The sequence below is a fragment of the Paraburkholderia sp. BL23I1N1 genome (assembly GCF_003610295.1).
In the GTDB taxonomy this organism is placed as follows: Bacteria; Pseudomonadota; Gammaproteobacteria; order Burkholderiales; family Burkholderiaceae; genus Paraburkholderia.
Map to the genome: position 1 here is coordinate 2,450,437 of NZ_RAPV01000001.1, position 14,406 is coordinate 2,464,842.

Here is a 14,406-nt window from a genome sequence, read left to right on the forward strand (position 1 = left end):
TTAACCTGATGTCCAACTTTAGGTACGCTCCTGCACGTTGCCTGCACATTACCCCGCCGCGCTGACCTTTTCCGCGAGCTTCGCGTCGTAACTGGAATGGACGTGCACCCGCTTCTTCTCCGGATAGGCGTAGGCATACGCCTTGCGCAGCGCTAGCGACGCCTCATGAAAGCCGGACAGAATCAGCTTCTGCTTGTTCGGATAGTTGGCAATGTCGCCGACCGCGAAAATGCCGGGCCGCGAGCTTTCATAGTTGGACGTATCCACGTCGACGCGACCACCGTGGATCGACAGATTCCACTGCGCGATCGGCCCAAGATCGGCGACCAAACCGTACAGCACGACGAGTTGCTCGGTGTCGAGCTGCGTTTCACCTTCGATCTGCCGCAGCGCGATCGACTTCAGCGCATCGCCCTCGACGTTGAGCCCCGAAATCGAGCCGACGACAAAGTCCATCTCCCCGGCCTCGACCGCGCGCCGCATCGACTCGACGCTCGAATTCGCCGCACTGAAGCCGTTGCGACGGTGCACCAGCGTCACCCGCCGTGCGACCTCGCGCAATGCCAGCGCCCAGTCGAGCGCGGAGTCGCCGCCACCGGCCACCACCACCGTCTTGCCGGCGAAATCAGCGAGGCGTGGCACGCTGTAGTGCACGTGACGCGACTCCAGCGGCACGGCTTCGGCAAGCTGCAATTTTTGCGGGACGAACGCACCATTGCCGGCGGCCAGCAGAATCGCCGCCACGTCGAAGACGAGGCCACTGTCGGTACGCACGGTCCAGCGCCCATCGTCGCGCTGCTCCACCGACTCAACCCGTTGCTCGAGATGGATCGGCACGTCGAACGGTTTGCATTGCACCAGCAAACGTTCGACCAGTTCGCGCGCGGTACATGACGGAATGGCGGGAATGTCGTAGATCGGCTTGTCGGGATAGAGCTCCGTACATTGACCGCCGATCTTGTCGAGCGCATCGACGATCTGGCATGACAGGCCGATCACCCCCGCTTCGAAAGCGGCAAAGAGGCCCACGGGGCCGGCGCCAACGATCAGGACATCGGAGCGAATCGGTTGCGGGAAAGAATCTGCGGCGGGCGTCATTCGGGATCTCGTCGAGTAGGTCGATGATCCACCATACAGAATCGCCCGAAGCCCGGCAACGATGCCATTACAAGCGGTAAGGACGCTTGGATGGCGGACGGTCTCTTGAATCGAGATGTCGCATGGGCAATGTGCCTGGTGATCCTAATGTTTCCTTTACGACAGTTGCCGAGCGTTGCGCGAGACTTGCACGATCAACGTGAGCCGCTCATCCCCTCTCTCACGCCACTCGCCCAGCATCATTCACCAATCCACGAACCACGCAAATCGCTTTCGTGCAGTAATTGCAGCAACGTGCCCGCCGGACGGCTCAGCCGTTTGGCGGCCAGCGCGATGAATTCCACCGAGGGCAGCGTCGGCAGACCTGCCGCGTTGAGCGGCGGCGTCAGGCCCCGCGCGGCCAGATACTGCGGACGAACCGTGATGCCGAGCCCGCCGCGCGCGGCCGCAATGCAGCCCGCGTGACTGCTGCTGGTGCAGACCACCTGCCAGCTAAAACCGGCTTCGGCGAGCGCATCGAGCACCACGGCGCGCGTCACGCTTGGCTCGGCCACCAGAATCAGCGGCAGCGGCTGGCTGAGCTCGACCAGCGTGCCGGTGCGCGCCAGCCACTCCAGCCGCCCCGTGAAAAGCGGCACGCCACGGCGGTCGCCCAGACGCCGCTTGCCGACCAGAAGATCGATCGAACCGGCGTCCAGCAACTCGTACAGTTTGCCGGTCATACCGATCGTGATTTCCAGCTCGACGTCGGGATGCGCGTTGCGAAACGCCGCCAGCACCGTGGGCAACGGCCCCAGCGCGACGTCGTCGGATGAGCCGAGCCGCACGCGCCCTTTCAGTCGCGGCGCGCGAAACTGCGACTCGGCCCGCGCGAGCGCTTGCAGGATCACGCTGGCGTGCGCGAGCATGGCCTCGCCGTCCGGGGTCATCGCGAGCGAATGGGTGTCGCGCACGAACAGGCGCCGTCCGACATTCTGTTCGAGGCGGCGGATATGTTCGCTGACGCTCGACTGCGTGAGATCGAGTTGGCGCCCCGCCTCGGTGAAGCTATGGCAGGCGGCGACTGTCGCGAAGGTCTTGAGCCAGATGGGATTGAGCATGCGTTATTGTGGTCCTGGTTATCGGCAAAGTCGATAACAGTCAGCGCCTCCAGTGGGGTTCCCGATTAACCGTGATGTCAATATGATGACGGAATCCCCCCAACGATCGCTCCGAGCACGACCCACCGCCCCCGTAGCTCAACTGCACATGAACAAGGAATCCGCCCAGACCGCGCTGCTCTGGATCGTCGCCGCCGGTCTCTTCATGCAGTCGCTCGACACGACGATCGTCAACACCGCGTTGCCGTCGATTGCGAACAGCCTGCACGTCGCGCCTCTCGCCACGCAGCCGATCGTGGTCGCCTACGCGCTGACCATGGCGATGCTCACGCCCGCTTCGGGCTGGCTCGCCAACCGCTTCGGCACGCGGCGCGTCTATTTCGTGGCGATTCTCGTCTTCGTGCTCGGGTCGATCTGTTGCGCGAGCGCGCATACGCTGGGCCAACTGGTGATGGCTCGGGTCCTGCAGGGGCTGGGCGGCTCGATGCTGCTGCCGATCGGACGGCTCGCCGTCTTGCGCAGCGTCTCGAGCGAACAATACGTGTCGGCGCTCGCATTCATTTCGATTGCCGGTCAACTGGGGCCGATCGTTGGCCCGACGCTCGGCGGCTGGTTCGTTCAGGCCATCACGTGGCACTGGATTTTTCTGATCAATGTGCCGATCGGCGCGATCGGTCTCTACGCGGTGCGGCGGTATTTGCCGGCGCATGATGAAACCCGCGCGCCGCCGTTCGACTTCGTTGGCTGTGGGCTGCTGTCGCTATGCATGATCGCGTTTTCGCTGGCCGTCGACGCACCGGTCGACTCGCACCGCGTGGCATGGTCGGCGAGTCTCTTTGCACTCGCCGTGGTCAGCGCGCTCGCCTACATTCCGCACGCAAAACGCCGCAACAATCCGCTCTTCAAACTCTCGCTCTTCAGCGAACCGAATTTCAGCGTCGGCCTGATCGGCAACCTGGTATGCCGCGTCGGCTCGAGCGCCGTCCCATTCCTGGTGCCCTTGCTGCTGCAATTGCAGCTCGGCTACACGCCGCTGCAGTCCGGCCTGATGATGCTGCCCGCCGCGCTTGCCGGCACCATCGCCAAACGCTGGATCGCGCCGCTCGTGCGCCGCTATGGCTATGACGCGTTCCTGCTCGTCAACACGGTGATCGTGGGGTCGGCGATCGTTGCGTTCGCATTGATTACGCGCGGCACGCCGCTCATCGTCGGGATCGTGATTCTGGCGGTGTTCGGCGCGGCCAACTCCATGCAATTCGCGGCGATGAACAGCGTCACGCTCAAAGGCCTCTCGCACGAAGATGCCGGCAGCGGCAACAGTCTCTTTTCCATGGTGCAGATGCTGGCGATCGGGCTGGGTGTTTCGATCGGCGGCGGCCTGGTGAATCTGTTCTCGGCGCAATGGGGGTCGGCCGCGCTCGGGTTCCGCCTGAGCTTCGTGTGCGTGGGCGTCATTACGCTGGTGTCGGCATGGATATTTCGCCATCTCGACGAAGCGCCCGTTACGCGCGACGTCCGTAGCCAGGCGACGCAGAGCGCGGGACGCTGAATAGAGTCGTTCAATTTGGCGCTGCTCAATTCATCACGGCGTTCTCCGTCAATCGGCACAAATATGCCTGACGCATGATGAGAACCGCATTCCATCGTGCATCAGGCGATGCTCATTCGGATTAGCGCAAATCGGCGGCCTGACGCATTGGCGTGGCTCACATTCCACTCATGATGCAGCGTCATCGATACGGTCCGACAGGTCCCGTTTTCCGATATCGACGTATGAAATCAAACGATATTTCGCGTTAGCATGTCACGCATTAATGCATAACAAAGGAATATCACATGCCATTTGACGAGCGCATGCTGAACGGCATGGGCGTGCTGACCGCGATCGTCGACTGCGGCAGTTTTGCGGCGGCAGGCGTTGCACTCGACATGTCGCAATCCGGGGTCAGCCGTTCGGTTGCACGGCTTGAAGCACGCCTTGGCATTCGGCTATTCGATCGCACTACCCGCTCGGTCACGCTGACTGACGAAGGCCGGCGCTTTTACGAACAGATCGTGCCGCTGCTCGGCGGACTCGAAGAAGCGGCTGCTTCCGCGGCTGAGGGCGCCACTGCGGTTCGCGGACGTTTGCGCGTGAACATGGACCCGTTCTTTTCGCGTCTCGTACTGGGGCCGAGGCTCGGCGGCTTCATCGATAAGCATCCCGATCTGCAGCTCGAGTTGGTCACGCGCGATCAGTTGGGCGATATGGTCGCCGACGGTTTCGACCTTGCGATCCGTTTCGGCGATCCGCCGGTGTCGACGTTGATTGCACGCAAGCTGCTCGACACGCGCATTCTGACGGTGGCCGCGCCCTCGTATCTGAAGAAGCATGGGCATCCGGCGAGCCCGGCCGAACTCGAAGACGGCAAGCATATGTGTATCAAGTTCCGCGATCCGCTAACGGGTTATCCATTCAGCTGGGCGTTTCATCGCGGGCGCAAGAAAATCGTTACGACCCCGCAGGGGCGGCTTACCGTGAATGATGTCGGTACGTTGCACACCGTGTGTACTGCCGGGCAAGGGATCGCGCAAATTCTTGCGCTGGGGGCCGAGTCCCTGCTTGCCAATGGCAAGTTGGTGGAGTTGTTTCCCGACTGGGGCGACGAGGTTTATCCGCTGTATGCGCTCTATCCTTCGCGGCATCATCCGCCCGCCAAGGTTCGGGCGTTTTTCGATTTCATCATGTCGCTGACCGGCGGCGCCGGGCGGGCGCCGGGCGGAAACCCGCAGCTTGAATGAAGATTTCCCCAAGCAACTTTGCTGCATTTCTGCACCAAAATCGCTCAATTTTTCCCCTTCAGACCGCTTTCAGAGAGGAGGCATTTTTTCCGAATTATTACCGATTATTTTTTTCTTGCGATGGACTATTTTCCTGCATGCAGCAACGTGTGCGCGAAGCGAACCGGCTGCCGCCCCTGAACAGATAAGAAAGGCGAAGCCCATGTCCATCTCACAGCCCCCCTCGGCCTCCTCCGCGCCTGTGCCGCGGGTCTCCATCTGCCTGCCCACCTGCAATCGCCCTGATCTGCTCGTTGAGTGCATCGACTCCTGCCTCGCGCAAAGCTACGGCAATCTGGAAATCGTGATCGGCGACGATTCAAAGGACACCCGCACGCAGGAGTTGATGGCGACGCGCTATGCGAACGAACCGCGCATCCGCTATGAGAAGAACCAGCCGCCGCTCGGCCAGGCGGATAATGTCGCGAGCCTGTTCGCGCGCGCACGCGGCGACAAGATTCTACTGATTCACGACGACGACCTGCTCACCACCGACGGCGTCGAGAAGCTCATCTCGCTATGGGCGCTGCATCCGCAACTCGAGGTCGCGTTCGCCGATCAGTACGAGGCCGATCACAACGGCGCAATCGATTTCGACGCGAGCATGCGCCTGAACACCGCGTTTCGCCGCACGAAGGACGCCGAAGGCTTGCAGCCTTTGCCGGGCAGAACCGGGCTGATCCAGATGTTCCCGAATAACGGCTGGATGGCCAACGCGGACCTGGTCAAGCGGATCAGCTACAAGGATCAGTACGGCATGTGCTGCGATTTCGTGTTCGGCACCCAACTCTGTCTCGCGGCGCGCCACGTGTTCTATCTGCACGGATACGTGTCGGTGTATCGGAAGACGGCAACCTCGATCTCGCATAGCACGCGCGGCACGGCGGTTGCCGCGACCGTCAGTGCGTACGCGTTCGTCAAGGCGCTGACACTGCCGCCGCAACTGGAGCCGTCACGCAAGCTGGCGTTGCGCCGGCTCGCGCCGGTCGTCGTCTCGGTTCATGCGAGGAATCAGCGGGCGGCGCTCGGGCTGAAGATCGCGCTCACGCATCTGTTCGCCTACAACTATGGCTTCAGCATGCGGCTCTATTACCACCTGCTCATGCTCTCGCGTGCAGCCGTGCACGTGCGGCAGCACGCAGTGGTGACGGGTGTGGCCGCGGCCGCGCCTGCAGTTTCTGCCGAACCGCTGGCCGCCGTGACGGACCTTGTGACGGAAAGTGTTAAGGATCTTGTGACCGATCGATCCGAACTGATCTGACGCAAGCGCCGCGTGCAATCGATAGCCACGCGTGGGCGTCGCCTCAGCAGCGGCGCAGCACGGACAGAACCAGGAATGCGCCTGCAATAAGCGTGTTTTCAGCTAAGCATCCGCTCATTAGCAAACGCGTATTTGTCGCTTGGTCTTGCACGTGCGGCTGATTAGGATGGACCTCGAACCGTCACCAGCCCGAGGTGATCCGCCATGTCCGACAGTGCCTGTTTCAAGCCGCGTGTGATCGAGCCGGTCGTCGTCAATCAGCCGGAAGGATTGGGGCTTGCGGTGGAGTTGTGGCTTGCGCATCCCGTCGACGGAATCGCGGGCCGAGCCGTGCAGATCCATTTACGAAGCGATGCGAAGATGGCGCAAGCCGAGGCGCTGCGCGATCTGCTGCATGTACTGGGCACGGAGATCGTGGTGGTTTGAGCGGGTGCCGTGCTTGTCGACGTTATAGAAAAACGGCGGCCGGGTTCCCCCTGACCGCCGTTCTCAATTAACGCTCATGCGTCATGCGCGCTGTTCGAGCGTATCGCTCACGCTCAAGGTTCGTGACGCAGATACCCTTCTTTCGAAGGATCGCGCATACGCAGCGATACGAGGCCGGCGATCGCGCACAGCGCGGTCACATACCAGTAGAACGTCGACTCGTTGCCCACCGACTTCAGCCACAGCGCGACGTATTCCGCCGAACCGCCGAAGATCGCGTTGGCCACCGCATACGAGAGACCCACGCCGAGCGCGCGCACTTCCGGCGGGAACATTTCGGCCTTGATCAGGCCGCTGATCGACGTATAGAAGCTGACGATTGCCAGCGCCACGACCACGAGGCCGAAGGCCGCATACGGGCTCGTCACGTCTTTCAGGGCGTGCAGCAGCGGCACGGTGCCGATGGTCGCGAAGAAGCCGAAGAACAGCATCGAACGGCGGCGGCCGATACGGTCCGACAAGGCGCCGAACGCCGGCTGCATCACCATGTAGACGAACAGCGCCGCGGTCATCACGTTGCTCGCCGTCTTGGCATGCATACCGGCTGTGTTGACCAGGTACTTCTGCATGTACGTGGTGAACGTGTAGAAAATCAGCGAGCCGCCGGCCGTAAAACCGAGCACCGTCGCAAATGCGCCCTTGTGCAACCACAAGCCGCGCAGCGTGCCGGCTTCCTTGCGCTGACGCGTTTCGGCCGTGGTCGTTTCGTCGAGCGATTTACGCAGATACAGCGCGACCAGCGCCGCCAACGCACCGATCACGAATGGCACGCGCCAACCCCACGCTTTCAGTTCCTCGGTGGAGAGGGTTTGTTGCAGGACCACCAGCACCAGCAGCGCGCACAACTGCCCGCCGATCAGCGTGACGTACTGGAACGACGCGAAGAAACCGCGGCGGCCCTTGAGCGCGACTTCACTCATGTAGGTGGCGCTGGTGCCGTACTCGCCGCCCACCGACAGGCCCTGGAACAACCGCGCGACCAGCAGCAGCGCCGGCGCCAGGGCGCCGATCTGCGCATAGGTGGGGAGCACCGCGATCACGAGCGAGCCGCCGCACATCATGAACACCGACACCATCATCGCGGTCTTGCGGCCGCGCTTGTCGGCGAGCCGGCCGAAGAACCAGCCGCCGATCGGGCGCATCAGGAAGCCCGCGGCGAAGACGCCGGCGGTGTTGAGCAACTGTGTGGTGGTGTTGCCGCTCGGGAAGAAGGCCGGCGCGAAATACAGGGCGCAGAACGAGTACACGTAGAAGTCGAACCACTCGACTAGGTTGCCCGATGAAGCGCCTACGATCGCGAAGATGCGGCGCCGGGTGTCGTGTGCGTCGTGCACCGTGGCCACGGTTTGGTCGGTCAGGTCGGTCATTCTGTTGTCTTTCCTTGTCTTTAAACGGAGGTGGCGGTCGTGGCGCCGCCTTCACAACACGCGCATCGAGGTGCCGCGGTGGCACCCTGGCGGTGTGCGCGAATTTTACAGAAATGCAAGGAGGAGATGGGTGTTTGTTAGGGACTACCCCGAGAGGCTCGTTGCAAGCTCCTCGAGCCCGGCTTCGTGAGCGTCACGCATCAGTGCTTCGACTTCCGGCAAGGTGCGGCGCACGTCCTTTTGCAATTTGATCAGCGTGCGGGTTCGCAGGCGCGACACGAGGAGTTTGAAGGTGCGTTTTTTTCAGTACTTTTTCACAAATTACTGAAAAGTGGACGGCGAGCGTCCTGCCAGACTCCGAATGACAAAAGCCCCTGTTCGTCGCTGACAAACAGGGGCCCTGCACCACTCAGGAACCAGCCTCAGACTCTTATCGCCGGCGGCACATACTTGCACTCGTACCGCTTCCTCACGGTCCCGTTCTCATCAACGCTTTCCAAGTAAACATCGAACTGCCACAAGCGCGCCATGTGCTTGAGCACCTCGTCGCTATCGCCGGACAAATGCCGGTTGTCGCTCATGAAATGCCGCAGCGTCAGACTCCGGTCACCACGCGTGTTCACCGCCCACACCTGAATATTCGGTTCGCGATGATGCATGTCGTACTGCCGCGACAACGCCTGGCGCACATACTGATAGCCACTATCGTCATGAATTGCCGAGACTTCGAGCGCATCGCGCATGTCGTCATCGAGCACCGAGAAAAGACGCATCTCGCGGATCAGATGCGGCGACAAATACTGCGCGACGAAACTCTCGTCCTTGAAGTTGCGCATCGCGTAGTGCATCGCCTGCAGCCAGGGACTACCCGCCAGCTCGGGGAACCACTTGCGGTCCTCCTCCGTCGGCGCTTCGCAGATCCGGCGGATATCGCTCATCATCGAAAAACCGAGCGCGTACGGGTTGATGCCGCTGTAGTAAGGCTTCGTGACCGGCGGCTGGTAGACCACATTGCTGTGCGAATGGAGAAACTCCATCATGAAGCCGTCTTCCAGCTTGCCCTGGGCGTACATCGTGTTGAGCAAGGTGTAGTGCCAGAACGTGGCCCAGCCTTCGTTCATGACCTGGGTTTGCCGTTGCGGATAAAAATACTGCCCGACCTTGCGCACGATGCGGATCACTTCCCGCTCCCACGGCTCGAGCAACGGCGCGTTCTTCTCCGCGAAATACAGCAGGTTTTCCTGCGGCTCCGGCGGATAACGCTCCTCGATTTCCTCCGGCAACGGCGTATGCCGGGTCGGCAAGGTGCGCCACAGTTCGTTGACCTGCGACTGCAGATAAGCCTCACGTTCGCGGCGCGCCGCAAACTCCTTTTCCAGCGACAGTTTCTGCGGACGTTTGTAACGGTCCACGCCGTAGTTCATCAACGCGTGGCACGAGTCGAGCAGTTCCTCCACCCGGTCGAGCCCGAAGCGCTCCTCGCACTCCGCGATGTAATTCTTCGCGTAGACAAGGTAATCGATGATCGCGTGCGCATCCGTCCATAGCTTGAACAGATAGTTGCCCTTGAAGAACGAGTTGTGGCCATAGGCCGCGTGCGCGATGACGAGGGCCTGCATCGTCATCGTGTTCTCTTCCATCAGGTACGCGATGCAAGGGTTCGAATTGATGACGATCTCATACGCCAGCCCCATCTGCCCGCGACGGTAGCTCTTTTCGGTGGAGAGAAAGTGTTTGCCGAACGACCAGTGACGGTAGTTCACCGGCATGCCGACGGATGCGTAAGCGTCCATCATCTGTTCGGCGCTGATCAGTTCGAGCTGGATCGGATACACGTCGAGTTCATATTGCTCTGCAACACGGGCAATATGCGAGTCGTACTCTTCGATCAATTCGAAGGTCCAGTCGGACGGGCACGGCAAAGGCCGTCTATCGGCTACGTTCATACGGACTTCCCTTTGCCCCTCAGTGGGCGTTCCGGTGTGTCCCCGTGCTGCAGCGGCGTCGACTGCTCCGGCTGCGGCGGTTCCCGTATCGTCCGCCTTCGCCTCGGCATGCCCCGACTGTTGCTGCTGCGGCACGCCTTTTCCACGCTCCGGCTGATAGCCGCGCGCTTCGTTGTGCAAGTGCTTTGTCATGAAGACGCCACCTGCTTCTCAAACAGTTCCCGGAATACCGGATAGATGTCAGCCGCGGTTTCGACCTTCTTCATCGCCATGTGCGGCTGGCTGAGCGCCAACTGGGCATATTCGAGCCACAGGTTCTGCTCTTCCGGCGTGACCTGGATATACGCAAAATAGCGCACCTTCTCCAGGATGTCATCCGAAAGTATCTTGCGGCACTTGGGTGAATCGTCGGTCCAATTGTCGCCGTCGGAAGCCTGAGCGCCGTAAATATTCCATTCAGTCGGCGAATAGCGCTCGTCCATCACCTTCTGCATCAGCTCCAGCGCGCTCGACACCACCGTGCCGCCGCTTTCCGTCGAATGAAAGAACGTGTCTTCGTCGACTTCCTCGGCGCGCGTATGGTGGCGGATGAACACCACCTCGATCTTCTCGTAGTTACGTTTGAGGAACAGATACAGCAGGATGAAGAAACGCTTGGCGAGATCCTTGCGCTGCTCGTCCATGGAACCGGACACATCCATCAGACAGAACATGACCGCCTGGCTCGACGGCGTGGGCTGCTTCACACGATTCACGTAGCGCAGATCGAACGGATCGATAAACGGAATGCGCCAGATGCGCCCGCGCAAATGGTGGATTTCCTCTTCGAGCAGTTTGATCTCTTCGCGACGGTCGTCCGGATCGGCCTTCATCACTTCGAGTTGCCGTTCCATCTCGTGCAGCTGATTGACGAGCGGCGCACCGAGCGCAATCCGGCGGCCGAGCGCGCTGCGCAGCGAGCGGACCACGTCGATATTGTTCGGCGTGCCTTCGGCCGCCCAGCCGGCGCGGATACTTTTCCACGTGGGCACGGCCATCAGGTGAGTTTTGACGAGACGCGGGAGTTCGAGGTCGTCGAAGAAATATTGCATGAATTCTTCGCGGCTCAGCTCGAACACGAAGTCGTCCTGACCCTCGCCTTCGTTGCTGGCCTGACTGCCCCCGCCTCCGCCGCCACCGCCTTGCGGGCGCTGAATCTTGTCGCCGCGAATGTAGTCGGAGTTGCCCGGATGCACCATTTCCCGCTTGCCGCCGGGACCATGCCGGAACGACGGCTCCGCGATGTCCTTGCGGGGGATGGTGATGCTCTGGGTGTTCTGGATATCTTTGATGCTGCGGTCGCGCACGGCTTCCGAAACGGCGCGACGAATGTAGTTCTTAACGCGTCGCAAAAAGCGCTCGCGATTTGCAATGCTCTTGTTTTTACCCGCTAACCTGCGGTCGATGATTTGATGAAGCACGCCCGGTCTCCAGTGTCGATCGGAGTTAGTGCTTCAGCACTGACTCCGATCCCATGCAGCTGCACTATTTCGGCTGCGCGAGACGCACGTTACCTAGGCATATCTACAAACGCAACGCTATGTCCAGGCAACTTGCGCCTCGCAAGGTGCCCGCGCAGCCGGACCGCGCGGGCGGCACGCAGTGCGTATCATGACGACTTGCGCACGCGCAGATACCAATCACACAGCAAGCGCACCTGCTTCGGCGTATAGCCCTTCGTCACCATCCGGTTGACGAAGTCTTCGTGCTTGCGTTGCTCTTCCGCCGAACCCTTGGCGTTGAACGAGATCACCGGCAACAGTTCTTCCGTGTTCGAGAACATCTTCTTTTCGATCACGACGCGCAGCTTCTCGTAGCTGATCCACGCGGGATTCTTCCCCGCATTCGCAGCACGCGCACGCAGCACGAAGTTCACGATCTCGTTGCGGAAGTCCTTCGGGTTGCTGATACCCGCGGGTTTCTCGATCTTCTCCAGTTCGGCATTCAGCGCCGCACGGTCGAAACTCTCGCCGGTGTCGTGATCGCGGAACTCCTGGTCCTGAATCCAGAAGTCCGCATACGTCACGTAGCGGTCGAAAATATTCTGACCGTACTCGGAATACGACTCCAGATACGCGGTCTGAATCTCCTTGCCGATGAACTCGGCATAGCGCGAGGCGAGCACGTCCTTGATGAACGACAGGTACTTCTGTTCGGTTTCCGGTGGGAACTGCTCGCGTTCGATCTGCTGTTCGAGCACATACATCAGATGCACCGGGTTCGCCGCGACTTCCGTCGAATCGAAGTTGAATACGCGCGACAGGATCTTGAACGCGAAGCGGGTCGACACGCCGGTCATCCCTTCATCCACGCCCGCGAAATCTCGGTACTCCTGATACGACTTGGCCTTCGGATCGGTGTCCTTGAGATTCTCGCCGTCGTACACCTGCATCTTCGAGAACAGGCTGGAATTCTCCGGCTCCTGCAAGCGCGTGAGCACCGACATCTGCGCCATCATCTTCAACGTACCCGGCGCGCATATCGCACTAGCCAGTGACGAATTACGCAGCAGCTTCTCGTAGATCTTGACCTCTTCACCGTAGCGCAGGCAGTACGGAACCTTCACGACGAAGATCCGGTCGAGCAGTGCTTCGTTGTTGCGGTTGTTGCGGAACGCCTTCCATTCGGACTCGTTCGAGTGGGCCAGGATCACGCCGTCGAACGGGATCGCGCCGAAGCCTTCCGTGCCTTTGAAGTTGCCTTCCTGAGTGGCGGTGAGCAGCGGGTGCAAGACCTTGATCGGCGCCTTGAACATTTCGACGAACTCGAGCAAGCCCTGATTCGCGAGGCACAGGCCACCGGAGTAGCTGTATGCGTCCGCATCGTCTTGTGCGTACTGTTCGAGCTTGCGGATGTCGACCTTGCCGACCAGCGACGAAATGTCCTGATTGTTTTCGTCACCCGGTTCGGTCTTGGCGATACCGATCTGACGAAGGATCGACGGGTAGCGGCGCACCACGCGGAACTTGCGGATGTCACCGTTGTATTCGTGCAGGCGCTTCACCGCCCACGGGCTCAGAATGTTTTTCAGGTAGCGGCGTGGAATACCGTATTGCTCTTCGAGGATCGGACCGTCCTCGTCGTAATCGAACAGACCGAGTGGCGACTCGTTGACGGGCGAGCCCTTGATCGAGTAGAACGGCACGCGTTCCATGAGTTGCTTCAGACGTTCCGCGATCGACGATTTACCGCCGCCGACCGGTCCCAGCAGATACAGAATCTGTTTCTTTTCTTCGAGCCCCTGGGCCGAATGCCGGAAGTAGGCGACCACCTGCTCGATCACCTCTTCCATTCCGTAGAACTCACGGAATGCGGGGTATACCTTGATGACCTTGTTCGCGAAGATACGCGACATCCGCGGATCGTTGCGAGTGTCGATCTGTTCTGGTTCACCGATTGCCGTCAACATGCGTTCGCCAGCCGTAGCGTACGCGGCGGGATTGTCTTTGCAGAGCGCGAGATACTCCTCGAGCGAGAGTTCATCCTCTCGTGTTTTCTCGAAGCGGGTCGCGAAACTGCTGTAGATATCCATGCTACCTCCTCGCCGAAGTCTAGACCGATGTCGTGCGCGGCGCGCTATTCGGAAACGACATCGCTCGAATTCATCCTAAACCCTTTTAAATTTTTTTTCACGGACTACGTGATGAAAATCGTGCCGAGTTGCCCTCCCTACAATCCTCACTTGGAAACGCAGATACGGTCACTTACAATCTTGCGCTCACATGAGAGTGATTGCCGGCCCACGTTGCCTGCCCCTCCAACGCCCTCTGCATACCATGCTGCTCAGCATGGTTCGCCGTGCTCTGTTACACGAATCGCCTTGTTCATCGAACGATCTCACTGCTGCACCGGACAACCTGTCTGCACGCGCACACTTTGTCGCATCGAACGCGGACGTCATGCAATTTCTAGTGCCCTGAATCTTTTTTCATCAACGCATGGCATCGCCATTCGGTCTACAGCACCAGGCACTGTGTTACATGTTTATTCGCCATGCCGACCCGAAGCGCTGTTCAGCGGTGCATCGTCCAGCAGTTCGTCAGCACACGGGCGGTTTTGTTCCACGCCATGTGTCATCGAGCGCATGGGTATCGGCGTGCGCTTGCCGCTCATGCGGGGCCCGCGTATTAACCGCACCGGCAACATGGTTAGCCGAACGTATAACTGGATCACGGCCGCTCAATGAGTCGCTTCATAGGTGTATACCGCAAAGCACCGCAAAGCCTCCCGTGCAGATGCGCCAAATGTAAAACGGCTGCCCGTGGGCAGCCGTTTGCTCGATGCTTCGT

General features: G+C 60.4%; 11 protein-coding genes. 4 read left to right on the forward strand and 7 right to left on the reverse strand.

All coding sequences use genetic code 11. The features are described from left to right. Positions 1-48 precede the first annotated feature (48 nt). The gene (locus B0G76_RS11545) at positions 49-1,098 is read right to left on the reverse strand and encodes an NAD(P)/FAD-dependent oxidoreductase (protein ID WP_120292215.1); all 1,050 of its coding nucleotides are present in this window, start codon (positions 1,096-1,098) and stop codon (positions 49-51) included. A 239-nt stretch (positions 1,099-1,337) separates the two neighbouring features. Beyond that, positions 1,338-2,198 carry a LysR family transcriptional regulator gene (locus B0G76_RS11550; protein WP_120292217.1) on the reverse strand — a complete coding sequence of 287 codons (861 nt, stop codon included), beginning with the start codon at positions 2,196-2,198 and terminating at the stop codon, positions 1,338-1,340. Between the two features lie 148 nt (positions 2,199-2,346). Between B0G76_RS11550 and B0G76_RS11555 the strand changes: the two genes are divergently transcribed. The 4 genes from B0G76_RS11555 (at position 2,347) to B0G76_RS11570 (ending at position 6,705) form a co-directional block, all read left to right on the forward strand. Beyond that, complete coding sequence (locus B0G76_RS11555; RefSeq protein ID WP_120292219.1) at positions 2,347-3,747, forward strand: DHA2 family efflux MFS transporter permease subunit; 1,401 nt, start codon at positions 2,347-2,349, stop codon at positions 3,745-3,747. Positions 3,748-4,034: 287 nt separating this feature from the next. Beyond that, positions 4,035-4,979 (forward strand): LysR family transcriptional regulator, encoded by a 945-nt coding sequence (locus B0G76_RS11560; RefSeq protein ID WP_120292220.1) that lies wholly within the window; start codon positions 4,035-4,037, stop codon positions 4,977-4,979. 202 nt (positions 4,980-5,181) lie between these two features. Beyond that, positions 5,182-6,279: a glycosyltransferase family 2 protein gene (locus B0G76_RS11565; RefSeq protein WP_120292222.1), complete on the forward strand. Its 1,098-nt coding sequence runs from the start codon at positions 5,182-5,184 to the stop codon at positions 6,277-6,279. 204 nt (positions 6,280-6,483) lie between these two features. Then, positions 6,484-6,705, forward strand: a complete 222-nt coding sequence (locus B0G76_RS11570; RefSeq protein ID WP_120292224.1) for a hypothetical protein — start codon at positions 6,484-6,486, stop codon at positions 6,703-6,705. Positions 6,706-6,818: 113 nt separating this feature from the next. Here B0G76_RS11570 and B0G76_RS11575 read toward each other — a convergent pair whose 3' ends face one another. From B0G76_RS11575 to B0G76_RS11590, 5 genes are all read right to left on the reverse strand, one after another. Further along, a complete protein-coding gene (locus B0G76_RS11575) occupies positions 6,819-8,132 on the reverse strand; it encodes an MFS family transporter (RefSeq protein ID WP_120292226.1) in 1,314 nt (437 codons plus the stop codon). 144 nt (positions 8,133-8,276) lie between these two features. Further along, positions 8,277-8,411, reverse strand: a complete 135-nt coding sequence (locus B0G76_RS43685) for a hypothetical protein (RefSeq protein WP_259460555.1) — start codon at positions 8,409-8,411, stop codon at positions 8,277-8,279. 143 nt (positions 8,412-8,554) lie between these two features. Further along, positions 8,555-10,270 carry a SpoVR family protein gene (locus B0G76_RS11580; protein WP_183082029.1) on the reverse strand — a complete coding sequence of 572 codons (1,716 nt, stop codon included), beginning with the start codon at positions 10,268-10,270 and terminating at the stop codon, positions 8,555-8,557. After that, positions 10,267-11,538, reverse strand: a complete 1,272-nt coding sequence (locus tag B0G76_RS11585) for a YeaH/YhbH family protein (RefSeq protein ID WP_120292228.1) — start codon at positions 11,536-11,538, stop codon at positions 10,267-10,269. The genes B0G76_RS11580 and B0G76_RS11585 overlap by 4 nt, the downstream gene beginning before the upstream one ends. 188 nt (positions 11,539-11,726) lie before the next feature. After that, the gene (locus B0G76_RS11590) at positions 11,727-13,649 is read right to left on the reverse strand and encodes a PrkA family serine protein kinase (protein WP_054039598.1); all 1,923 of its coding nucleotides are present in this window, start codon (positions 13,647-13,649) and stop codon (positions 11,727-11,729) included. Between the last annotated feature and the right edge of the window lie 757 nt (positions 13,650-14,406).